This window comes from Apibacter mensalis (assembly GCF_001418685.1).
Lineage (GTDB): Bacteria > Bacteroidota > Bacteroidia > Flavobacteriales > Weeksellaceae > Apibacter > Apibacter mensalis.
Map to the genome: position 1 here is coordinate 217379 of NZ_LIVM01000001.1, position 23167 is coordinate 240545.

Below are 23167 nucleotides of genomic sequence, written 5' to 3' on the forward strand. Positions count from 1 at the left end.
TAGTTGGATTCCCCTTTACTATAAACTAATAATTGATATCGAATAAACACATATTTTTACAATATAAAATAATCATATAACCATTTACCATGAATAAATAAAAGTAACAAGCTGTGTTAAAATATAAAAAATAAATACAAGAAGAAAGGCATTAACCGGTTATACTCAAAAATATAAAAAAGTTTTCCGAATTAAAATAAAAGAAATTATTAATCCTACCAATGAAAAAGTTGAATTCTATTTTCCCCCTTTCCTGTTATAAGAAATGTAATTTCCGAAATGATATTATTTCCAACACTAGATTTAGAATTTAATAACCAAACAATTAAATATTTCAAAGCACCAAAAAATGCGGCTTTTATATTCATTGATTATCATTGGTGGTAAGATCAAGAAATATTAGCTGTATTTTATGAAAGTATTTACTTTCTGAATTAAATATTCTCTGATTATTAAAAAATACATCTACAATAAAATTTCAAATATCTATGCATAAATTTAATTTATATTTATTTGAAAAACAATTCAATAGTATTTATTATTACCAATAATGAAATTAATCTTTAACTTGCGTTAAATTTATTTTAATGAAAAAAATATTTTTTATTTACTTCCTAACTTTAGGAATATTATCTAATTCACAAATAAATAAATACTATCAACAACAGGCAGATTATAAAATGAATATTGATGTTGATGTTAAAAATTATCAATATACGGGGCATCAAAAAATTACCTATACTAATAATTCTCCGGATACTCTTTCTGTTTTTTATTTCCATCTGTATTGGAATGCATTTCAACCTAACTCAATGATGGATCAGAAATTACAAGAGTTAAGTAAAACTGCTGATAAAAGAATGATTACACCTGAAGGAACTTCACGAATTTCACTATTGAAAAATAATGAAATAGGATATCAAAAAATAAAATCTTTAAAGCAAGAGGGTATTCCAGTGAAGTACACAGTAGAAGAGACTATTTTAAAAGTACAACCGGCAAAACCTATACTACCCTATACAACCACTCAATTTGAAATGGAATGGACGTCTCAAATTCCAACAATCATAAGGAGGGCAGGTAGAAACAATGTAGAAGGAGTTGACCTGACCATGACTCAATGGTATCCGAAAGTAGTTGAATACGACTATGAAGGTTGGCATACCTTTGATTATATATCAAGAGAATTTCAAGGCGTTTTTGGAAATTATCATGTAACGATAGCTATTGATCAAAACTATATAATAGGAGCTAGTGGGGTCCTCCAAAACCCAAAAGATGTCAAAGGGTATCTTACAGATGCTAAACCGATGGTAAAAAAAAATAAGACTCAATGGATTTTTAAAGCTGAAAATATTCATGATTTTGCATGGGCCGCCGATCCTGATTATTCGGTTGATTCAATATCTATATCAAACGGTCCTTTAGTGTATCTAATTTATCAAAATAACGGGCAAACAAAATACTGGCATCAAGCTAAGCCTTATATCAAAAAATACTTTGCTCTTATGAAGGAAAACTTCGGAGCATACCCATATCCCACTTATTCTTTTATTCAAAGCGGAGATGGTGGCATGGAATATGGAATGTGCAGCATGATATTAGGCAATGCAAAATCTCTTGAATCACTTATAGGGTTGATGTTCCATGAAGCTTCTCATTCCTGGTTTCAGCATATACTTGCCAGTAATGAAAGTATGAGAGCTTGGTTGGATGAGGGATTTACATCTTATGCAGAACATAGGATGATGGCAAAAATACTTCCTGAAAGTGCAAAAAATTATCCTAACCCACACATTAACAGTGTTGAACTATATACTGTTTTCAACAAATCCGGACAAGAGGAAGTGATGGGAATATTTTCCGATCATTTTAAAACCAATAAAGGCTATAGTACTGCTGCATATATAAAAGGAGAGTTATTTTTATTGCAATTGGAATATATAGTAGGTAAACAAACTTTTTCTAAAATAATGAAAAATTATTTTGATACATGGAAATTTAAACATCCTACCGACAGAGATTTTATACACATTGCTCAAAAAATATCCGGAATGGATTTAAAATGGTATTGGAATTATATGACTTATACCACAAGATCCATTGATTATGCTATTAAAAGTGTAGAAAAAAAAGGAGAAAACACAAAGGTAACACTTGAAAATCTTGGTAATTTCCCAATGCCAATAGATGTTTATGTAACATATACGGATGGATCCAAACAAATATATAATATTCCTTTAAATATGATGCATAATTACAAGAAACAAGAATCTGATCTTAATCAAATAAATTTACCTTACTGGAAATGGACGCAAAAGGAATATGAATTTAGTCTTAATGTATCTCCTGAAAACATTAAAACTATTGAAATTGATGCTACCTATCGCATGGCAGACATCAACAGAGAAAACAATATTTATCCTAAATAATATACAAGTATGCTTTTAGTCGTGAACATTGGAAATAGTAATATTCGTTTTGGAATATTTCAGGGTGAAGAGTGTATTAATTCCTGGGTAATGAATACCAAACCCTATAAAAGTGAAGATGAGCTATTTTCTCAATTTAAAATGACTTATCAAAACTATGGAATTAATCCTAACGATATTACAAAAATAGCAGTAGGTTCCGTAGTACCACATCTTACATATCCCGTAAGAAAATCGTTAACCCGTTTACATAATATAAAAACAGTTCAAGTTAACAGAAATACCCCTACTGAATTAACTTCAAGTACTCCGCAAATGGGTACCGATCTATATGCTAATGCATACTATGCTTATAAAAAATATAAAGGCACTAAAATCATTGTTGATTTTGGGACTGCTCTAACTTTAACCTGTGTTGATAAAAACGGAGATATTAAAGGCGTTATTATTGCTGCAGGTGTCATCACTTCTTTAAATTCTTTAATAGGAGCGACCGCTCAGCTTTCTGATATTGAAATGAGGACCCCTAAAAGTGTTCTTGGAAAAACAACGGAAGAGTCTATGCAAAGCGGAATGGTATTTGGCTTTTTAAGTATGGTGGAAGGCTTAATTGACCGTATAAACAAAGAACTTGGAGAAGACACTTTTGTAATAGCAACCGGTGGGCTCGGTCATCTATTCGCACCACTAACAACTAAAATTCATATATATGATCGTTTTCACACCATAAAAGGCTTACGGGAACTATACTTAAAACAAACATTTGAAAATCAGAATTCTAAATAATATTTAATTGTTATACATTAATAAATAAACAAAAACGTTTTTTTGCTATCATAACCACAGTTATACTACCGTAGTTCAAAGCATACGCCAAACGTTAGCGTAAAAAAATTGATATCATACTTAAAACATCATCGAAGATAAAATTTGAAAAAAGGACTTTATATTTTATCCTGTATCTATTTTTGATTAATTTATCCTTACAATATCGATAATTTTTACCCCAACGTTACCGGCCATTACGGGCAAAGCCGTATCGGCACGAAACATAATCTTATATCCCTGATTTATTGATTCACTGTCAGAAAGTGTAGGAAAAGCTATTTGAAATTTTACATTACTTCCGACATTGGTTCCGGAGGGAACAATAACTGCATCTGAATAAATAGTTTCTTGCGTAGCATTAGAAACAATGGAAACATAAAAAATACCGTTTGAAATCGGTTGTCTGTTCAAAATTACATATTCAAAATTAATTCGAAAAAAGTTAGCTTGTTGTGATACTTTATTTTCTAAAAGTAGATTTCCTGAATCACCGTTTCCAGGACTAAGTATATCCGATGGCGAACTTGATTGAGGAGGCCAAATACCGTTTGCATACTGGGGATTTACTGTGACTAAATTATTTTGAAGTAATAATCCATAAGATTGAAATCCTGAAAGAGGAATATAACCCGACTGATTAACTCTTATTTTTACCCCAACTAAGTTTTTTCCATCAGAAGGTGAAATACTATCAATACTATTACTGGTATTACTGGCATAAAGACGTTGCCATTCATGCCCATTAAACATATATACTCCTGCCTCTCTAGTATAAGCTTTATTATTTATCATTTCTGTAAATCCATCAGGTTCATAAATGATCAAACCGGTTGCCGGATTTTTAATTGTAACGGTATCAATAATAGACTTAATATTTACTCGAGGAGGTAAAAAACCTTTATTACTTGATTTTATTTCTAAAATTGATGAACTATCCGGATTTTCTGTTCCTATACCTACTTGTCCAAAAAGGATAACTGCATGTATAACAAAAACAAAAATTGATACCATTCTCTTCATAATGTTAAATTTAAATATGCTATTGTAGATAAAAGTAGAAAGTCTTAAAACTTTCCAGACAGATAATTTAGATGTAGGGGGTTATAAAATAAGTTACAAATATTGTACCCTTAATTACTATGTATAAATTATTTACGACCAATTAAATAAATAATATGAAGTATAAATAAAAAATTATTACTATAATTTGTAATCCAAATAATTATTTTTTATTTGATGTTTGATTTATCTATTCCTGAACAATAAATATAGTTAAAAACAATATTTAGATAACATAAGAATTTCAGCTGATTTCTATTCTTTAAATTCCACTATTGCTTTAATAAAAGCTTCAGCATTTTGCAATGGAACGTTCGGTAAAATTCCGTGGCCTAAATTGGCTATATATCGTTGAACACCAAAATCGCGAATCATTTGTTGAGCTTCAGAATAAATTATTTCAGGAGTAGATAACAACTTAGCCGGATCAAAATTTCCTTGCAGTGTAATGATGTCTCCTGTAAACTCTCTAGCTTGTTGCGGAGTGATTGTCCAATCTACACCTATAGCAGAAGCTTTTGAGCGGGACATCATTTGCAATGCATACCAACACCCTTTTCCAAAAACTATCACCGGAACTTTGGGTGCTAATGATTCAACAATCTGATCTATATATTTCCATGAGAATTTTTCATAGTCTTTAGGTGATAGCAAACCTCCCCAACTATCAAAAATTTGTATGGCATCTACTCCATACTCTACCTTTTTTAACAAATATTGAATAGTATAATCGGTAATCTTTTGCAGTAATAAATGAGCCTTTTCCGGGGTTTTAAAGCAAAAAGATTTTGCTTTATCAAAAGTTTTAGAGCCTTTTCCTTCTATTGCATAACATAAAATCGTCCATGGAGCTCCGGAAAAGCCAATCAAGGGAATTTCATCATTCAATGACTTTTTAGTAATAGTAATGGCTTCTAATACATACCCTAAACTTTCTTCTATCGGGGGGGTTATCAATTTATCAATATCTGATTGAGAAGTTATAGGATTTTGCAAATAAGGTCCTATGGATTCCTTCATTTCAAAATTTAATCCCATAGCTTGGGGAACAACTAAAATATCTGAAAATAAAATAGCCGAATCAATAGGAAATCTTTTTACCGGCATTAGAGTAATTTCTGCTGCCAATTCCGGATTTTGACAACGGGTAAAAAAATCATACTTATCTCGCAATGCTCTAAATTCAGGTAAAAATCTTCCTGCCTGGCGCATCATCCATACCGGTGGACGTTCAACATGTTTACCTTTTAAAGCATCTAGAAATAAAGTATTTTTAATCATTTATTATCTTTTTTATTAGTTCAAGTATGGATTCCTTAGTGGAATCTTCCGGATAATATATTTTGTATTCTCCCAATGTTCTAACAGTTGCTGCTGTTGTTTTACCGCTTGTAAATATAATGGTTTCCTTTGGAATCTCATTCATGGAACTAAAAGATCTTACTGCAGAGGGACTTGTAAAAACAATAGCATCATATATTTTATCTATTTTATGGGGAGTCAAAATTGTTTTATAACTTTCAATTCCGATAACTTCCACTCCATTCTTTCGTAAAGTATCCGGTAAAATAGTAAGTGACAAGTTTCCTTTAAAGAATACATATTTTTTTATATCAGTTTCAAGCATTCTCTCCAACAAATCCTCAGCATAATTCGATATAAATGTAATCTCCCTATTCTGTCCGTATAATTCTTTTGCAGTACTTTTCCCTACCACAAAAAATTTTCCTTCCAACTTTATATCCTTTATCGCTTTTGCAGAATTTTTACTGGTTACAATAAACGAATCTACATCGAGAGGAATATATTTAATGATTTCATAATAAGGATATATCTCTACATATATAAAAGGAATATAATCAATTTCATATTCCTGATCATAATCATCCGGAATTGAAAAAGAAGAAGTAAATAATATTCTTTTCATATTAATTTGATTTATACAAATATACTGCTATTAAATGCACATAAAAAATCAATAGCAAAAATATCATTGTTTTTTTAGCAAAATTGTTACATTTTATATTTTTTTATCCTTATTAATAAGTTTAAAAAACATAAATGCTCAAGAATCACTTTTCTTGCTATATATGACTGAAATTGAAATTTAAGCTGAATGAGGCTTGTGATTACTTTGGATAAAAATATTAGTTTTTTTAGGGTAAATGATTAAAACTATTAGAAATTATATTAAAAAAAATTCAGCCTAAGAAAGTTTCTGATATTCATAAAGTTGTAGGAAACATTCTTTTCCTATTGAAAACGATTCATCACTAACGAACCAAAACCTTTTAAATTGAGAAATACTTTCCACCAGATAATGACTACCCAGAAAATAGCTTCTTATAACTTTAACGGGTATTCCCGTTTGAGATATTATAAATTGGTGGGGATAGACTAAAATTTTATCTGTTTCTATATCTTCAAATATTTCCGGAAAATCTCGTCTTGTTAAAATGGTATTTTCACCAAATAAATTTGCAACATATGTATTTTGAGGATCTCGATATATTTGATAAGGATTACCGCGTCGTATAATTTTCCCTTCTTTTACAATCATCATTTCATCTGCATAAGCTAGAGCATCTTCTATTTCATGAGTTGCTAAAATAATGGAAATATTATTTTCTTTGGCAAAATCTAGAACCGCTCTTTTTAGGATATTTTTCTTAAAGGTATCGACTTGAGAAAAGGGTTCATCCAACAATAACACAGAAGGAGTTTGAGCTAAAGCTTTAGCCAACGCTACTCTTTGTTTTTGTCCTCCGCTTAATGATATAGGTTTTTTATCAATATAATTCGCCATACCTACTAAATCAAGCAAGAACATAATTCGGTTTAGCTTTTCTGTTAAATCAATATTGGAGAGAAATTTTCCTACATTTTCTCCAACTGTAGCATAAGGCATAAGTCCAAAATCTTGCTCCAAATACTTAAATTCGGGCTCACCCGGAACTAAATTTCCTTTAAATCCCTCTAATTTTCTTCCTTTATAAAAAACTTCTCCACTCTCCCATTCTAATAAACCGTAAACTAACTTTAAAATGGTGCTTTTACCACTTCCACTTTCGCCTACTAAAGCTAACATATTCCCTTGCTTTAAGGTAAAAGACAAAGACTCAATTATTTTTTTATCTGTTGTATATGAAAAAAATAGATTTTTAACTTCTAACATATAGATTTGTTTGTAAAATTCTTAAGTATGCTCAAATGATTTTAAAACTTACTTATTATAATAGGTTAAGCATAATTACACAAATTTAAAATATTAATACTAAAAAAATCTTTAAAACTCTTATTTATTTTTTTAATGTAAATTTAAAGTGGATTCTACTATGATTTAGGCAAAATTTTATGTATAATTTTTTCAAATTTTAAACAGACTATTTTTAAAATATTTATTACATATTATATACTAAAATTGCAATTTTGCAGGTAAAAATTTCCATAATTAATGATTGTATGTATAGCTGAAAAACCAAGCGTCGCCAAAGATATTGCTCAAATAGTAGGTGCTCAAGAAAGAAAAGACGGATACTACCAAGGTAATGGATATCAGGTTACCTGGACTTTTGGCCATTTGTTTACCTTGAAAGAACCTCATGATTATAACCCAAACTGGAAATACTGGTATTTGGAAGACCTTCCTATCATCCCTGCCAATTTTGGAATTAAACTTATTTCTAACAAAGGAGTGGAAAAACAATTTAAAGTGATAGAAAGTTTGATTGCTGAATGTGAAGAGGTTATCAATTGCGGGGATGCCGGTCAGGAAGGAGAACTGATTCAACGGTGGGTATTGCTTAAAGCGAAATGTAAAGTTCCTGTAAAACGATTATGGATATCATCCCTGACCGAAGAATCGATAAAAGAAGGTTTTGAAAATCTCAAAGATTCTTCACACTATGAAAATCTATATGTTGCGGGAAGTGCTCGTGCCATAGGTGATTGGCTTTTGGGAATAAATGCTACCCGACTTTTTACAAAAAAATTTGCCACAAATAAAACTTTATTATCAATTGGTAGAGTTCAAACGCCTACGTTAGCAATGATTGTACAACGTCAGAAAGAAATTGATTCTTTTGTAACGGAAGAATATTGGGAATTAAAAACCATTTACAAAAATGTAGAATTTACTGCAGATATGGACCGTTTGAAAAGCGAGGAAAGAGCTAAAAAAGGGCTAGAATATTTACAGAACTATTCTTTTGAAATTATATCTTTTGAAAAGAAAGAAGGAAAAGAAAAGAATCCCCGCTTATTCGATCTAACATCTTTACAGGTAGAGGCAAATAAGAAATACGGCTATTCCGCTGATAATACTTTAAAATATATTCAACACCTGTATGAAAAGAAATACGTTACCTATCCAAGGGTAGATACTACCTATCTTTCTGAAGATCTGTATCCAAAAATATATGGAATTCTTTCCAGTATGAAATATTATGAAAATCTTATCTCTCCCCTTTTAGAAAATCCAATTCCCAAATCAAAAGCAGTTTTTGACGATTCTAAAGTCACAGACCATCATGCTATTATACCCACCGATATACTTCCGGAAAGTCTTTCGTCCGATGAAAAAAAGATTTATGATTTAGTAGCCCGAAGATTTATCGCCGTATTTTATCCTGAATGTAAAATTTCCAATACATTCGTAACTTCGAAAGTTGGTGAAATTATCTTTAAAGCAAGTGGTAAACAAATTTTGGAACCAGGATGGAAAACAATATATGAACAAGATAAAAAAAATGAAAAAGAGGAAAATTTAATTCCAATTTTTGAATCTGGAGAAGTTGGCCCTCATGATCCATTCATACATCAAGGAAAAACTACCCCTCCTAAATATTTTACCGAAGCCACACTACTAAGAAGCATGGAAACAGCCGGTAAACATGTGGAAGATGAAGAAATGAGAGAATTATTAAAAGATAATGGAATTGGACGTCCCTCTACTCGAGCAAATATTATTGAAACTTTACTTCATCGAAAGTACATTGAGAAAAAAAGAAAACATATTTACGCCACTTCAACCGGAATAGATTTAATAGATATTATACCAAGTGAAATTTTGAAAAGTGTTGAGCTTACAGGCCTGTGGGAAAAAAAGCTCAGACTTATTGAAAAAGGAGAATATTCTTATGAGCTTTTTAAAAAAGAGCTTATTGAAATGGTAACAGGTCTTATCCAAGAAGTAAAAAATAGTCAATACAGGCGAATCTCTATCCAGGAGAAAAAAAATATGGAAATAAGCGATAACTCTAAAAAGCAAAGCCAAAGTTTACGGTCTGTGGAAGATCTATTCTGTCCTAAATGCAAAACTCATAAGTTATTAAAAGGAAAATCTGCTTATGGTTGTTCAGATTTTAAAAATTGCAACTTCACTATTCCTTTCGAAGTTTATGGTAAAAAATTAACCTTCAAACAAATATCCGATATAATAGGTAAAGGTAAAACATCCAAAATAAAAGGTTTTATATTTCCGGAATCTAATGAGAAAAGGGAGGGTAGTTTATTATTTAATGAAAATTTCGGAATAGTATTTGAAAATTCACCTAGTTAGCATTTATAATGTTATTTTGAAATTTAATTTATTTTTGCAATCGTAATTAAAATTATTATTTATGAGTTTAATAAAAGAATTTAAGGAATTTGCCCTGAGAGGAAATGTCGTTGACATGGCAGTCGGTGTGATTATCGGTGGTGCATTTAATCAAATTATCACATCTTTAGTGGAAGATATTATTACCCCTCTTGTTCTCAATCCTGCACTTAAAATGGCAGATTTAACTGATTTGGCTAAATTGACAATTCCCGGAACAGCTATTAAATATGGAAACTTTTTATCCACTTGTATTTCATTTTTAATTATAGCTTTTTGTTTATTTATGATGATCAAAATTATCAATAAACTTAATAAGAAAGATAAAGATGAAAAAGAACAAGATAGTACCCCTAAACCACCTTCTCAAGAAGAGCTATTAACCGAAATCAGAGATTTACTTAAAAATAAATAAATAAAAAATCCTAACAGAAGTTAGGATTTTTTTTATGTAAATATTTTTTAAAACCTCATACCCAAGGTTAATATAAAATTATTCTGTATGTTATTAACTTTTCCAAAGTAAGGCTTATCTAAGCTGATCGTAAGATTTGAGCCATCCATAGTATAAAAGTCTCCTGATAAAGTGGTGCGATAATCAGTCTTCATATATTGATATCCTAAATCTACAAAAAATTGTCCTATATCATATCCAGCTCCAAATGATAACTTATTTTTTTCTCCGACTAAGTAATTTTTAACATATACAGGATTAGCATCTGTATCCCATATTCCTGCTATAGAGTTATTTTTTACAGGAGAAGAGGCATAGGCATATCCTGCCCTTAATTTAAGCTCTTTAAATCTATATTCAATACCTGCGCGATACTCTTGAGAATTTCTTACATAGTCATTTACAAAGTTATTATTTAACCTATAGTCAACATCACCTTTAAATTCCATATCTTTATTGAAGTAATTAATGAAATCGAAATTAAATGCCAATGAATTGTCGTCATCCATAATATTGGATGCAAATGCCCCACTCAGTACTAATTTTCCGGGAGATACATTTTTATAATGGTCGTAATATACATAATCTTTTACAAATTGTCCTTTATCATTATAACCATATATCCATCTGTAATCTTCCATATCTGACCACCAAATAGGTGAATGATATGCTGCCCCTAAACGAATTTCAGGTGTAATTTTACCAATTACCCCAACATTTAATCCAAAACCGTTGGCTTCTTGACTATAAGGTGTTAATTGCTCGTTAAATCTCATATATTCCCCATCCATTGTGTTTCTATGACCATACTCAGAATTTCGATCAATATTCAAATAATGCCAATCTAAACCAATACCGAAATATAATCTGTCCATGTAATTTGTGGCAAGACTAAATTTCATTTTTGATTTATATCCATTGGTATATTGATCATAATTGACCATTTCATACATTTGATCTACTTTATCTTTATTAGGGTATAAATAATTTAATTGGGTATTTCTAGAGAAGTTTACGTCATTATCGACTCTTTGATAAGAAAAATTTACTCCAACATTTACTTTAAACATATCCGATTCATCACCTAAGGCTAATGCTACACCTGCTCCGGGTATATTAAAGTTGGTATCGGTATTGGAATTTACCCCATTACCCATAGTAGCTTTATTTTTATTTGACAAAACACTCATAGAAATATTTGCTACGGAGTTTCTAAAAATACCCAAACCGGCTGGATTTGTCTCTACGGCACTTAAATCACCCCCTAAAGCTCCCATAGATCCACCCATTCCAATATATCGAGCTGTACCTGATGTATTATTAGAATTATCACCAAATATATTAAAAGCATCGAATACATCATTGGGATAAAATCTGCTTGTTTGAGATTTACCTATCAAAACTATTGATGAAAGGATAAATCCGTATAACAATTTCTTGTTCATAATTTAAGTTTTATTATTATATATTATCTTCTACCACCTATAGAGCCACCGCGACTTCCTCCAATGGAGCCTCCTCCAAAGCCGCCACGACTACTTCCTCCAATTATGGATCCGCGAGAACTTTCGCGGTTACCTGATTGGTAATTTGGAGAAGATATTCTAGAAGATCCTGATTTATAATTCCTTGATCCACCAAAAATTCCGGTGCTATTTCTTGATCCTCTTATTGTACCGGTATTATTATTAGTTGACTCTCTGCTAACTCCAGAGTTTTCAATACCCACCTGATTTCTTGATCCCCCTTGTATCCCGACATTATTTCTAGAACCTCTTATTATTCCACCGGATCTTGATCCATCAGTATTAGCCACATTATTGTTTCTTGAGCCTCCAATTACTGCCCCTGAATTGTTTCTTGAGTTATCAGTAGTAATTATCCTTGAATTAGCTCTCGAACCGCCTATAATTGCACCGTTCCTTCTTCCTTCGTTATTTCTTGAAATATTAGATACAGACCCATTATTTATTCTTGAATTACCGATAACAGTGTTTCGACTTCCGGAAATAATGGCATTTCTACTATTTTGTCTTTGAATTTCTTGCATCTGTCTTGAACGAGAAGTACCATATGATCTTGATATATATGAATTTCCTCTTGAACTATTCAAGTACGCAGATCTTGATCCGTAATTGGCATAATATCTTGGGCAACACCAACCATTATCCCAATAATGATGATGAGGTCTCCAATAACCAGGATAGTTCCAACCCCAGGAAGGTCCCCAATATGAAGGATAATCCCAGCCCCAACCGGACCAACCCCAGCCCCATCCTGCTGAAACGCCCCAATTCCAGCCGTAATAAGGGCTCCAATAACTTCTCCATCCCCAGTATGGGGTTCCCCAATAATAGGAATAATAGGGACTATAGCCTCCGTAATAATAATTATTAATTACAGTTCCTCCATCCTCTCCCCATCCATCTCTATTATAATTGTAAGTATACGATTGATTGTCATCAGCCTTGTAACGATTAACATTATTGGAAGAATTGATACTATTATTATCAGTAGTTTTTTCATCCTCATATAATAAATCACTTGCATTAGCAGTTGGGTCAATATATTTTTTGCCTATTCTTACCTTGTTTTGACCCTGACTTTCATTGTATGAATTGGATGAGCTTGTAGTCTGATCATAGATATAACCATAAGAATTTTGTTTATTACTGCTTTTTCGAATTTTATCTGAATAATATACACTATCTTCACCGGCATAAGAAGTTTGGCCAACATAACATGATGTTAAAAAACCCGACACCCATAACAGAGCACCAACCTTCATGAAAACTCGTCCTAAATTACAACTGATATTCTTCATGATATTTTTTTAGTAGTTTATATATTTATTATATTTTTGTTCTTAAAACATTTTAAATTCGCAAAAGTCATACCAATTAAGAAATATTTATTTGTAGCAACAGCAAGGTGACAAAGTATCTTAAAAATATGGCAGTAAATTATAGAAAAAGTTAAAAAACAGTAGAAAGCATTATGGCAACACTTACATCAAGAGAAGAAGATTACAGTAAATGGTATAACGAACTGGTAATAAAAGCTGATATGGCTGAAAATTCCGGGGTTAGAGGATGTATGGTTATAAAACCTTATGGTTATGCTATCTGGGAAAAAATGCAACGGCAATTGGATCAGATGTTTAAAGACACCGGACATGAAAATGCTTATTTTCCGTTATTTATTCCCAAATCATATTTATCTAAAGAATCAGATCATGTGGAAGGATTTGCCAAAGAATGTGCTGTGGTTACTCATTACAGATTAAAAAATTCTCCTGACGGGAATGGTGTACAAGTGGATCCGAATGCTAAATTGGAAGAGGAATTGATTGTTCGGCCTACCTCGGAAACTATAATATGGAACACTTATAAAAACTGGATAAAATCTCATAGAGATCTGCCTATTTTGATTAATCAATGGGCTAATGTAGTTCGTTGGGAAATGAGAACCCGATTATTTTTGAGAACTGCTGAATTTTTATGGCAAGAAGGCCACACCGCACATGTATCCAGAGAAGAAGCTATTGATGAAGCTGAAAAAATGTTAAAAGTTTATACCGAATTTGTTGAAAATTTTATGGCAATCCCAGTAATTCAAGGGGTAAAATCTCCTGCAGAAAGATTTGCAGGTGCTGAAGAAACTTATTGCATTGAGGCAATGATGCAAGATGGTAAAGCTTTACAGGCCGGAACTTCTCATTTTTTGGGTCAAAATTTTGCCAAAGCATTCGATGTAAAATATCAATCTAAAGAGGGTAAACAAGAATATGTTTGGGCCACTTCATGGGGAGTATCAACACGTCTTATTGGTGCATTAATCATGTCTCACTCTGATAATAATGGCTTAGTATTACCTCCAAATATCGCTCCTATACAAGTAGTAATTGTGCCAATACATAGAAATGAAGAACAACTAAAAGCTATTTCTGAATTAGCGGTTATTCTTACATCCCAGCTAAAAAAAATGGGAATCAGCGTAAAATTTGACGATAGAATTGAATATAAACCGGGATGGAAATTTAATGAATATGAGTTAAAAGGCATACCTGTTCGAGTTACAATAGGCCCTAAGGATCTTGAAAATAAACAAGTCGAAATAGCTCGAAGAGATAAGTTAGAAAAACATCAACATTCTATAGATAGATTAGCTGAACACATTCAAAATTTATTGCTAGATATTCAACAAAATATTTTCAATAAAGCTAAATTGCACAGAGACTCATTAATAACTGAAGTAAATTCATATGAGGAATTTAAAAAAATATTAGATGAAAAAGGTGGATTTATCTCTGCACATTGGGACGGTTCTGTGGAGGTTGAAGAAAAAATAAAAGCTGAAACGAAAGCAACTATTCGTTGCATACCTCTTGATGCTAAAGAAGAAAATGGTATATGTATATATTCCGGAAATCCTTCCAAAAGAAGAGTGTTATTTGCCAGGGCTTATTAAAAATGACTTTAGTACTTTAGCTAACTCATATTTTAATCAATAGAATCGAACTAAAATTTCACCGTCAGACCAAGTATAAATGCAGTTGGCTTTAATTGTATAAAGGTAATTCTTTTTTCAACTACTTCATTGAAAAAGAGTTAAATATATAAAAAAGTTACAAATAAATTTTGAATTCATTTTTCTATACATTGGGTATTCACCTTATGGGAGCAGGTATGAAGATTGCTTCTTTTTTTCATCCCAAAGCGAAGCTTTGGATACAAGGAAGAGTACAGGTCTTTGCGGAGATACAAAATAGAATTTCTCCAACTGATTCAGTTATTTGGATGCATGTATCTTCTCTTGGTGAATATGAGCAAGGACTTCCTTTGCTTATAGCTTTAAAGAAAAAATTTCCTGAACATAAATTGGCTCTTAGTTTTTTTTCTCCTTCAGGATATGAGGTTGTTAAAAATAATTGCATGGCAGATCTTTTATTTTATATTCCCTTAGATACACCTTCTAATGCAAATAAATTAATTGAACTTTTACATCCTGATTATGCAATTTTTGTAAAATATGATTTTTGGTACCATATATTACAAACTCTCGCTCTCAAAAAAATACCCACATTATTTATTTCGTGCATTTTTCGTCAAAACCAAATATATTTTAAGCCTAGCGGAAAATGGTTTGTATCGATTTTGACTAAAGTAACTCATTTTTTTGTACAGGATGAGAATTCTAAAAAATTGTTAAACTTCATTGGTATTCAACAGGTAACAGTGTCCGGGGACACTCGTTTTGACAGAGTTAAAATGCTAATTAAACAAAATAACCAATTAAACTGGTTGTCTCTCTTTAAAGGTACTAGTACCTTAATAGTTGCCGGAAGTACCTGGAAAGAAGATAATATTCTTTTAAAAAACTTCATTAATTCTTCTTTTTTTATAAATTGTAAGCTAGTTATAGCTCCTCATAACATGAATTCAGATTATTTCCGGAAGCTAAAAGGCGAATTAATGCCAAAAACTTTATTATTTTCTGAATTAAACCACACAAATCCCACTGATTATCAAGTTATTATTTTAGACACGGTTGGAATATTGACTAAAGTTTATTCCTATTCGGACATTTCTTATGTAGGGGGGGCATTTGGAAAAGATGGGGTTCATAATGTCTTGGAACCTGCAGTTTTTGCCTCTCCTGTGGTTTACGGACCTATTTATGATAAATTTATTGAGGCGGTAGAACTAATTCAATTCGGCGGTGCAAAAGTTATTCATAATCAAAATGAGTTTAATGAAGCACTCGTTGAGTTACTTACTGATAAAAATAAAAGGCATAAAATGGGCAAAAAGGCTCAAGAATATATTTTGAGTAAACCCAATACTGTACAACTTATTATTGATTATTTTGATAAATTACAATAAGGAGAGAAATTGGTTATGCAATCTAACTTAATTCTTGTTAAACGAAATAGGTATATAAATTTGAAATGTGCATTGTAAAGCTTTGTTTGATTTACTTTACTCATTATTTTGATAAAAATAATAACTGGAAGCTATAAAAATTCCGGCAGTTTCTGTTCTCAATCTATTTTCTCCTAAGCTCACTCCTATAGAACCTAAGGAATAGAGTTCCTCCACTTCTTTTTTAGAAAAATCACCTTCAGGTCCCACTAATATGGTTATTTCTTTTTCTCTTTTAAAAGTCTCTTTTAAAGAAATTTTTTCATATTCTTTATAACAATGGGTTAGATATAATTGGGTTTGCGTGGATTGTATAAAATCCTTTAAATGTGTTAATGGACATATTTCAGGAAAATAGGTCCTCAGTGATTGTTTGCATGCAGTTTCAATTTGCTTTTTAATCTTTTCTATATTTAAAATTTTCCTTTCTGAATTGGTACATAATAATGGGGTTATTTTGGATATTCCTAATTCAACCGCTTTTTCCACAAATAACTCAAATCTATCTATATTTTTGGTTGGAGCAATAGCAATATGTAACCCATTATGGGTATTAGATGAATTGGAAAGGAATTCTATAATTTGTACCTTAACTTTTTTTCCGTTTATCAACAATTTCCCCTTTATTAATGCACCTTTTCCATTGGTCACATAGACAATATCTCCTTCTTTCATTCGCAGCACTCTTACTATATGGTGGTGTTCTTCTTCTTTTAACAGTACTTCATTCTGATATATTTCTCCTATAAATAACCTCATGAGATCATACTTATATTGAACAAATTTAATTATTTAATAATGTAATTGACTGGTTGATAAATTAATACATTTTGTTTTAAATTCCATATGTTTTAGTTACATTTTCCTTATTTTTCTCAAATTACATCTTTGATAATATAATTTATATTTGAATCAATATACTTTATTATATTATTTAAAAAAATGACAGGCTTATTGAGTCAAACCTGTCCTTTTTATAATTTACTTTAACTCTAGTTAATCACCCAATACATCCTATTGCTATAAAAGCCCTAAGTTAAATTTAGCTTCTTCACTCATCATATCTTTATCCCAAGATGGTTCGAATGTAATTTTCACATTTACTTCTTTTACTTCATCAATAGTACCAATTTTTTCTTCAACTTCCATAGGTAGTGTTTCGGCCACCGGACAGTTAGGGGTAGTCAAGGTCATCAAGATCTCTACATCTCCTTCGGTACTGATTTGTATATCGTATATCAAACCCAATTCATAAATATCAACGGGAATTTCTGGATCGTATACTGTCTTTAATTTTTCTACGATTTTTTCTGATAAGGATTGTACTTGTTCTTCGTTTAAAGTCATGTTAACAGAATTCAGCGTACGCTTGTTTCAAATTTTCAGCAATCATTTCCGGTGAGTGACCTTCAATATGATGTCTTTCTAGAAAATGAACTAATTCTCCATCTTTAAATAGTGCTATGGATGGTGATGAAGGTGGAAAAGGTGCTAAGTGTTCTCTGGCTGTTTTAACGGCGTCTACATCAAACCCTGCAAATGTAGTGGTAAGATGGTCCGGTTTTTTTCCTTCACCTTCAACAGACAATAATACACCCGGACGAGCTCCTCCGGCTGCACATCCACAAACTGAATTGATTATAAGTAAAGTTGTTCCTGATTGTTTTATTGCTTTAAGTACTTTCTCTGAAGTATTTAAGTCTTCAAAACCTTTATTCGTTAATTGCGCTTTCATTGGCGCTACCATTTCTTCTGGATACATATTTTTATATTAGTATTTATTATTATACAAAAATAATTAATGTTAATGATTATTACAAATGTCCTATCTTTGACAAAACATTTCTTGAAATTTTATGTAATAAAAAGTATTAATAATATCTGCTAATGATAGTGGTATGGTTGCGAAATGCATTTTATATGAACCAAAGGTATACAAAGGAAGAGCATTTAAAAGGGTATAAGCTAATTAAATATCTGTTTGAAAACGGGAAATGGGATAAAAAACATTCTCTTAAAATTATTTATTGTCCTTCCCCAAAAGCGTTGAAAGCTCACAAGGTGGGAGTGTCCGTTTCTAAAAAGATTTTTAAACATGCTGTAGACCGGAATCGAGTTAAAAGACTTTTGCGTGAATGCTACCGCTTACATAAATATGAATTATATAATACTTTTGCAATTCCCCACCTAATAATGATAGTATATACCGGTAAAAACCAAGAAATCCCATCACTTAAAAAATTAATCAATAACTACTTACGAATACTTGAAAAAGTAAAGTCTTCTCGCTAATTTATTTAGTTTGCGATAGATTCTTTAGTCCTTTCATAATAAATATTAGTAAAATACCTAATGTAGCAAATAAAATTGAATAAAAATATTTATCATTGGGATCTGTAGTCAATCCATAATTATAATTAATCCTCGTTATGTTAAAAATAATTAGTAGTATAAAAGCTAAAAGAGTAAGATTTAAAAAATATTTCATCTGTATGTTTTTACAAATATACTAAATGCTATCTTATTTTTTAATGGGATACTTTTTCTAACAAAGAAGTTATGTTTGCGGTAAATAGCTTAATGGAAATGGCTAATAAGATAATTCCAAATACTTTTTTCATGACTGAAATTACTCCTTTTCCTAAAATTTGTTCCAATTTACCTGAATATTTTAATACTAAATATACTACTGCCATATTAAGGAGTATCGCTATTATAATATTTTCTGTATGATATTCTGCCTTTAAAGCCAACACAGCGGTTAATGAGCCAGCGCCTGCAATTAAGGGAAATGCCAAGGGAACTATCGATGCAGATTGTGGTTCATCAATTTTGTTAATTTCAATACCTAAAATCATTTCCAATGCAATCACAAATAAGACTAATGCTCCTGCCACTGCAAATGAATAAACATCGATTCCTATAAGTTTTAATAATTTATCTCCGACAAATAAAAATGATATCATGATTGCACAAGCTACTAAAGTTGTTTTTTTGGCTTGCAGATAACCAATTTTATTTTTTATGCTTACTATTATAGGTACACTACCAAAAATATCTATAATAGCAAATAAAACCATAAAGCAACTCGCTATTTCCTGAATAGAAAAATGTAAAGGCATATTAAATCTATTATTTTAAAGAATTTTGTTTTTAAATTATCCTAAATAAATTTTAGGAAATCTACAAATTTTTATATAATTTATTAATTAATTCTTTAGCTTTTGAATAAACAGATAATAATGATTCTTGTTCTGTTATGCTTGAATATCGTTCAATTTGAGATTGGATAACCATACTCTTCCATTCCTCTGATATTTCATCACCTAATTTCTGAGCTAATTCATCTTCCAAGTCTGAAGCAGAAACAAAGCTTCCCTTTTCTAAATTTAAAAGTTGCCTAGCTGCTTCCATCAATGTTTTTTCTAGAAGAATGTAAAATTCTTTTTTATCCGCTCCTTCATAAGCTAAGTGATTTAATTCTGATAATTCGCTTTTAAAATCGGTAGTATTTGAACTTATATATGTATTGTCTAAAGTACTTGATGTTAATTTTTTTTCTTTATTTAAGTGGTATAAAGAGTATTTTTCTTCGTGTTTTTTTAACCGGTGTTTCTTATTTCTCTTAAATACAAACATGATAATTCCGATGATAATGATAATTGCTGAAATTACTACCATTAATATAATTATCAATATCTTTCTTAACCTGTTATGATCTTTCTTAAATACTTCGGTAACTTTATTTTTAATAATAAATTTTGGCTCATAATGGTTAATCTCCCCAGAATCTTTATTGAATACTTTGTAAGAATCCTCCTCATTTTTAGCTATGTTATTAGCTGATACTTGAATGGAAATCGGTTGAACAGCTAAACTTTTATATTTTTCCTCTTTAGGATCGAAATAGGTTATTGATTCTACATTTATATTATAGTTACCTGCCTTTTGAGGAACCAATATGGTGGATGTATTTAACGTTCCTCTTATCCCATTCATGGTTGCTTCAGATTCAAGTTTACTTTTAGGGGTATATTGTTCAATATCATCGGATAAAGTTAGCCCCGGAGATTTAAGAAGTGTAATATTCCCCTTACCATTAATTTCAACATTTATTGTAACTGCTTCTTCTGTCTGTAATTCTTTTTTATTTGCAGAAGCCTTCATTGAAAATTGACCCACAAGTCCATGAAAATTTTTGGGGGGATCTTCCGGTAATTTTTTTACTTGCAAAGTAACCGGAGCCGATTTTATGTTAAAATCATGTTCGTCAAAAAAACCATCCGGAATTCGTAATGTTAATGTAAACGGGTTTATAACGATGCTTCCTGATTGAGTCGGGAATATAATATAAGATCCAATTATTCTTGAAAAATAGGAGTTTCCATTAATTATTTCTTGTTCATAGGTATGGCTTCTTTCTTTTATTGGTTGTACAAACAAACCTTGCCAATCCGGGGAAACCAGATTGGTCAAACTGTTTAGTAATTCAATTCTTCGTGTATAAAATTTTAAGCTTGCAACAATTCCTTCATTTTGATAAGGATTCTTTTCTGAAACTTTTAATTTAAGAAAAACTTCTCCCAATTTTGAATTTAAGGAGGTACTTTCTTCAATAGTATTAGGATTTCCCGAAACTGTAATTATTATTGGTTTAGTCTCATACATTTTATTATTTACAGTTACTTGAGCGGGATCTATACGAATATTCCCTTTTTTAACAGCCCTTAGTATAATTTCAATCCCATATTCAAAAATATTATTGCCTTCTTCATCTATGCTTTGGTTCTGAATTACCTGTCTGCCTGTCACTTGTGTATTGGTAAATGAGGGTAATTTTAAACGTCCAATATTTTTAATTTCTTCATTTTTTATGGAAAGTAAAAACTGTATGCGTACAGATTCATTTATCCCTACCTCATTCTTTTGCGGTATAATTTGAAAAGAAACTTGAGCATTTGCCCAAACTCCTCCTAAAAAGATAAGTAAAAAGATTACTAAATATTTCTTCATCACCAATCTTTGTTTCTTTGTACTTGATATGGAATTGCTCTTTTGTTTAAAATCTTTTGATGTGCTCTTTTTTCTTGTTCTTCCATGGCTCTTAAAATATTTTCATAATATGATTTACGAGACGCCTCTGATAGATTAGATTTATGATTATCAGCCTGAAATTTTTGATTATTTACGGGATTAATTTTGTTTTCTTGAGTATCCTTATTATTTACAGTGTTATCTTTATTATTTGGATTGTTATGATTGTTTGGATCATTAGTTTTATCTTCTTTATCATTAGCTGATTCATACGGATTATTTCCATTTTGCTGAGAATTATTCTTTTTATTTTCCAGCTCTTTCTCTTGATTTTTTTTATTCTGTTCTTCTTGTTTTTGTTGGATTTCTTTTACTTTTTGTTTTGACATAGTATAGTTATACCTGGCATTATCATCTTTGGGATTTAATTTCAAGGCATTCTTAAATGCTTCAACTGCTTTATCATATTCACCTTTTTGGTAATGGCTGTCACCTATATTGAAATAAGCATGAGCTCTTTCCGAGTTGTTGGTTGCTAATTTGAGAGATTTTTCATATTGAATCAATGCATCATCATATTTTTTCAACTTATACATGGCATTTCCTAAATTGAAATTAGATCTATATGAATTTTCGCCTTCTTGTATTGAAATCAAATAATTAGCAGCCGCATCTTTATAAGATTCAGCTATATATTTATTATTACCCTCCAACAAATGTTTTCTTGAAGCAACTGTTTGTGCTTGTAAAATATTTATTAGTGATATAAAAATTACAACTAAATATTTTCTTTTTAAATACATTTTAACAAAGATACTAAGATTAAACTATAAAATCCCTTTTATAATTTGTTAAAGAAACAATAAAAATTACTAAAAATGCAGCTCCAATAAAATAATTAAAATATTGTTTGATGTCATAATTAATACTTACGGATTGATTGTTTCTTTCTAAGGTTGAAAAGGATTTAAATAGTTTTATGACAACATCTTTTGTATTATAACCTCCATAGAAATATTTACCCCCGGTTCCTGCAGCTAATTGTTTTAATGAACTATCTTGCAATTTAGTCAATACAATATCTCCATTTTCATCCTTTTTATATTCTGAATAATTACCTTCATAAAATAAAGGTATAGGTGCTCCTTGAGTGGTACCTATTCCTACGGAAAATATAGATATTTTATTTTTCTTTGCCATAGTAATGGCTCTCTTAACTTCTCCTTCGTGAGCTTCCCCATCGGATATTATAAACATTACTTTGGATGTGTTGGAAGTTTGAGATAACATGGTTGAAGCTTCTAATACTGCATCTGCAATATTAGTTCCTTGTGTCGTAATAAAATTTGTATCAATTCCATTCAGATAGAGCTCAGCAACGTTATAGTCTCTTGTTAATGGCATAATCGGATAAGCATTTCCTGCAAAAGCTACTATTCCTACCCGGTCCCCTCCTAATTTAGATAAAAAATCACGAACAATTTTTTTGGCTTTTTCCATCCTAGATGGAGCTACGTCTTCTGCATTCATAGATTTTGAAACATCGATTACGAATACTAAATCAATTCCTTCACTTTTAACTTCTTTCTTGTCGGGTCCTCCTAACAAGTTAGCTAATCCAAAAATCATCAAAATATAGGCTATAATTATTCCTATATTACTTAAAATAAATTTCGAAAAATTAAGCTTACCGAAAATCATTTTCTGAAAATTCGGCTCTGCAAATTGATTTATTTTAGACTTTTTCCACTTAATGAGATATAACAACCTCCAAAATAAAAAGGGTATGAATAACAATAAATAAAAATATGATATTTTCTCAAACTGCCAATTCATA

20 protein-coding genes are annotated in these 23167 nt (G+C 30.8%); 7 read left to right on the plus strand and 13 right to left on the minus strand.

Annotation, left to right across the window (positions count from 1 at the left end; genetic code table 11):
- Positions 1 to 587 precede the first annotated feature (587 nt).
- Positions 588 to 2432 (plus strand): M1 family metallopeptidase, encoded by a 1845-nt coding sequence (locus ASC36_RS00920; protein ID WP_055424599.1) that lies wholly within the window; start codon positions 588 to 590, stop codon positions 2430 to 2432.
- 9 nt (positions 2433 to 2441) lie between these two features.
- Entirely contained in the window at positions 2442 to 3218 is a 777-nt protein-coding gene (locus tag ASC36_RS00925) for a type III pantothenate kinase (RefSeq protein ID WP_055424600.1), read from the plus strand.
- Between the two features lie 186 nt (positions 3219 to 3404).
- Here ASC36_RS00925 and ASC36_RS00930 read toward each other — a convergent pair whose 3' ends face one another.
- From ASC36_RS00930 to ASC36_RS00945, 4 genes are all read right to left on the minus strand, one after another.
- Positions 3405 to 4280 (minus strand): hypothetical protein, encoded by an 876-nt coding sequence (locus tag ASC36_RS00930; RefSeq protein WP_055424601.1) that lies wholly within the window; start codon positions 4278 to 4280, stop codon positions 3405 to 3407.
- 294 nt (positions 4281 to 4574) lie between these two features.
- Positions 4575 to 5600, minus strand: coding sequence for a uroporphyrinogen decarboxylase (gene hemE / locus ASC36_RS00935; RefSeq protein WP_055424602.1), 1026 nt, complete (start codon positions 5598 to 5600; stop codon positions 4575 to 4577).
- Positions 5593 to 6246, minus strand: a complete 654-nt coding sequence (locus tag ASC36_RS00940) for a uroporphyrinogen-III synthase (protein ID WP_055424603.1) — start codon at positions 6244 to 6246, stop codon at positions 5593 to 5595. The genes hemE and ASC36_RS00940 overlap by 8 nt, the downstream gene beginning before the upstream one ends.
- 279 nt (positions 6247 to 6525) lie before the next feature.
- Positions 6526 to 7494 carry an ABC transporter ATP-binding protein gene (locus ASC36_RS00945; RefSeq protein WP_055424604.1) on the minus strand — a complete coding sequence of 323 codons (969 nt, stop codon included), beginning with the start codon at positions 7492 to 7494 and terminating at the stop codon, positions 6526 to 6528.
- A gap of 279 nt (positions 7495 to 7773) precedes the next feature.
- Between ASC36_RS00945 and ASC36_RS00950 the strand changes: the two genes are divergently transcribed.
- Together ASC36_RS00950 and mscL are read left to right on the plus strand one after the other, a co-directional pair.
- Positions 7774 to 9879 carry a type IA DNA topoisomerase gene (locus ASC36_RS00950; protein WP_055424605.1) on the plus strand — a complete coding sequence of 702 codons (2106 nt, stop codon included), beginning with the start codon at positions 7774 to 7776 and terminating at the stop codon, positions 9877 to 9879.
- A gap of 61 nt (positions 9880 to 9940) precedes the next feature.
- Complete coding sequence (mscL, locus tag ASC36_RS00955; protein WP_055424606.1) at positions 9941 to 10333, plus strand: large-conductance mechanosensitive channel protein MscL; 393 nt, start codon at positions 9941 to 9943, stop codon at positions 10331 to 10333.
- Positions 10334 to 10380: 47 nt separating this feature from the next.
- On the opposite strand, the gene ASC36_RS00960 is transcribed toward mscL, so the two are convergent.
- Positions 10381 to 11817 (minus strand): OmpP1/FadL family transporter, encoded by a 1437-nt coding sequence (locus tag ASC36_RS00960; protein WP_082435366.1) that lies wholly within the window; start codon positions 11815 to 11817, stop codon positions 10381 to 10383.
- A 23-nt stretch (positions 11818 to 11840) separates the two neighbouring features.
- Positions 11841 to 13196: a hypothetical protein gene (locus ASC36_RS00965; protein ID WP_141656161.1), complete on the minus strand. Its 1356-nt coding sequence runs from the start codon at positions 13194 to 13196 to the stop codon at positions 11841 to 11843.
- A 170-nt stretch (positions 13197 to 13366) separates the two neighbouring features.
- Here ASC36_RS00965 and proS point away from each other — a divergent pair, with 170 nt between their 5' ends.
- Positions 13367 to 14842, plus strand: coding sequence for a proline--tRNA ligase (gene proS / locus ASC36_RS00970; RefSeq protein WP_141656162.1), 1476 nt, complete (start codon positions 13367 to 13369; stop codon positions 14840 to 14842).
- Positions 14843 to 15012: 170 nt separating this feature from the next.
- Entirely contained in the window at positions 15013 to 16257 is a 1245-nt protein-coding gene (locus ASC36_RS00975; RefSeq protein WP_141656163.1) for a 3-deoxy-D-manno-octulosonic acid transferase, read from the plus strand.
- Between the two features lie 96 nt (positions 16258 to 16353).
- On the opposite strand, the gene ASC36_RS00980 is transcribed toward ASC36_RS00975, so the two are convergent.
- From ASC36_RS00980 to ASC36_RS00990, 3 genes are all read right to left on the minus strand, one after another.
- Complete coding sequence (locus ASC36_RS00980; RefSeq protein WP_055424611.1) at positions 16354 to 17055, minus strand: RsmE family RNA methyltransferase; 702 nt, start codon at positions 17053 to 17055, stop codon at positions 16354 to 16356.
- A 261-nt stretch (positions 17056 to 17316) separates the two neighbouring features.
- Positions 17317 to 17643: an SUF system Fe-S cluster assembly protein gene (locus ASC36_RS00985; protein ID WP_055424612.1), complete on the minus strand. Its 327-nt coding sequence runs from the start codon at positions 17641 to 17643 to the stop codon at positions 17317 to 17319.
- Position 17644: 1 nt separating this feature from the next.
- Entirely contained in the window at positions 17645 to 18058 is a 414-nt protein-coding gene (locus ASC36_RS00990) for a BrxA/BrxB family bacilliredoxin (RefSeq protein ID WP_055424613.1), read from the minus strand.
- Positions 18059 to 18216: 158 nt separating this feature from the next.
- On the opposite strand from ASC36_RS00990, the gene rnpA reads away from it, so the two are divergent.
- Positions 18217 to 18588 (plus strand): ribonuclease P protein component, encoded by a 372-nt coding sequence (gene rnpA / locus ASC36_RS00995; RefSeq protein ID WP_073961178.1) that lies wholly within the window; start codon positions 18217 to 18219, stop codon positions 18586 to 18588.
- A 236-nt stretch (positions 18589 to 18824) separates the two neighbouring features.
- Here the strand turns inward: rnpA and ASC36_RS01005 are convergent, their stop codons facing one another.
- The 4 genes from ASC36_RS01005 to ASC36_RS01020 form a co-directional block, all read right to left on the minus strand.
- The gene (locus ASC36_RS01005; RefSeq protein ID WP_055424616.1) at positions 18825 to 19418 is read right to left on the minus strand and encodes a MarC family protein; all 594 of its coding nucleotides are present in this window, start codon (positions 19416 to 19418) and stop codon (positions 18825 to 18827) included.
- Positions 19419 to 19479: 61 nt separating this feature from the next.
- The gene (locus ASC36_RS01010) at positions 19480 to 21309 is read right to left on the minus strand and encodes a BatD family protein (protein ID WP_055424617.1); all 1830 of its coding nucleotides are present in this window, start codon (positions 21307 to 21309) and stop codon (positions 19480 to 19482) included.
- On the minus strand, positions 21309 to 22133 hold the full coding sequence (locus tag ASC36_RS01015; RefSeq protein WP_055424618.1) for a tetratricopeptide repeat protein: 825 nt from the start codon (positions 22131 to 22133) through the stop codon (positions 21309 to 21311). The genes ASC36_RS01010 and ASC36_RS01015 overlap by 1 nt, the downstream gene beginning before the upstream one ends.
- 19 nt (positions 22134 to 22152) lie before the next feature.
- A complete protein-coding gene (locus ASC36_RS01020) occupies positions 22153 to 23166 on the minus strand; it encodes a VWA domain-containing protein (protein ID WP_055424619.1) in 1014 nt (337 codons plus the stop codon).
- Position 23167: the final 1 nt, after the last annotated feature.

What these genes read in the sequence shown, in the direction of transcription:
- ASC36_RS00920 (WP_055424599.1), top strand. Translation starts at nt 588, where the DNA reads ATGAAAAAAATATTTTTTATTTACTTCCTAACTTTAGGAATATTATCT.
- ASC36_RS00925 (WP_055424600.1), top strand. Translation starts at nt 2,442, where the DNA reads ATGCTTTTAGTCGTGAACATTGGAAATAGTAATATTCGTTTTGGAATA.
- ASC36_RS00930 (WP_055424601.1), bottom strand. Translation starts at nt 4,280, where the DNA reads ATGAAGAGAATGGTATCAATTTTTGTTTTTGTTATACATGCAGTTATC.
- hemE (WP_055424602.1), bottom strand. Translation starts at nt 5,600, where the DNA reads ATGATTAAAAATACTTTATTTCTAGATGCTTTAAAAGGTAAACATGTT.
- ASC36_RS00940 (WP_055424603.1), bottom strand. Translation starts at nt 6,246, where the DNA reads ATGAAAAGAATATTATTTACTTCTTCTTTTTCAATTCCGGATGATTAT.
- ASC36_RS00945 (WP_055424604.1), bottom strand. Translation starts at nt 7,494, where the DNA reads ATGTTAGAAGTTAAAAATCTATTTTTTTCATATACAACAGATAAAAAA.
- ASC36_RS00950 (WP_055424605.1), top strand. Translation starts at nt 7,774, where the DNA reads ATGATTGTATGTATAGCTGAAAAACCAAGCGTCGCCAAAGATATTGCT.
- mscL (WP_055424606.1), top strand. Translation starts at nt 9,941, where the DNA reads ATGAGTTTAATAAAAGAATTTAAGGAATTTGCCCTGAGAGGAAATGTC.
- ASC36_RS00960 (WP_082435366.1), bottom strand. Translation starts at nt 11,817, where the DNA reads ATGAACAAGAAATTGTTATACGGATTTATCCTTTCATCAATAGTTTTG.
- ASC36_RS00965 (WP_141656161.1), bottom strand. Translation starts at nt 13,196, where the DNA reads ATGAAGAATATCAGTTGTAATTTAGGACGAGTTTTCATGAAGGTTGGT.
- ASC36_RS00980 (WP_055424611.1), bottom strand. Translation starts at nt 17,055, where the DNA reads ATGAGGTTATTTATAGGAGAAATATATCAGAATGAAGTACTGTTAAAA.
- ASC36_RS00985 (WP_055424612.1), bottom strand. Translation starts at nt 17,643, where the DNA reads ATGACTTTAAACGAAGAACAAGTACAATCCTTATCAGAAAAAATCGTA.
- ASC36_RS00990 (WP_055424613.1), bottom strand. Translation starts at nt 18,058, where the DNA reads ATGTATCCAGAAGAAATGGTAGCGCCAATGAAAGCGCAATTAACGAAT.
- rnpA (WP_073961178.1), top strand. Translation starts at nt 18,217, where the DNA reads ATGAACCAAAGGTATACAAAGGAAGAGCATTTAAAAGGGTATAAGCTA.
- ASC36_RS01005 (WP_055424616.1), bottom strand. Translation starts at nt 19,418, where the DNA reads ATGCCTTTACATTTTTCTATTCAGGAAATAGCGAGTTGCTTTATGGTT.
- ASC36_RS01010 (WP_055424617.1), bottom strand. Translation starts at nt 21,309, where the DNA reads ATGAAGAAATATTTAGTAATCTTTTTACTTATCTTTTTAGGAGGAGTT.
- ASC36_RS01015 (WP_055424618.1), bottom strand. Translation starts at nt 22,133, where the DNA reads ATGTATTTAAAAAGAAAATATTTAGTTGTAATTTTTATATCACTAATA.
- ASC36_RS01020 (WP_055424619.1), bottom strand. Translation starts at nt 23,166, where the DNA reads ATGAATTGGCAGTTTGAGAAAATATCATATTTTTATTTATTGTTATTC.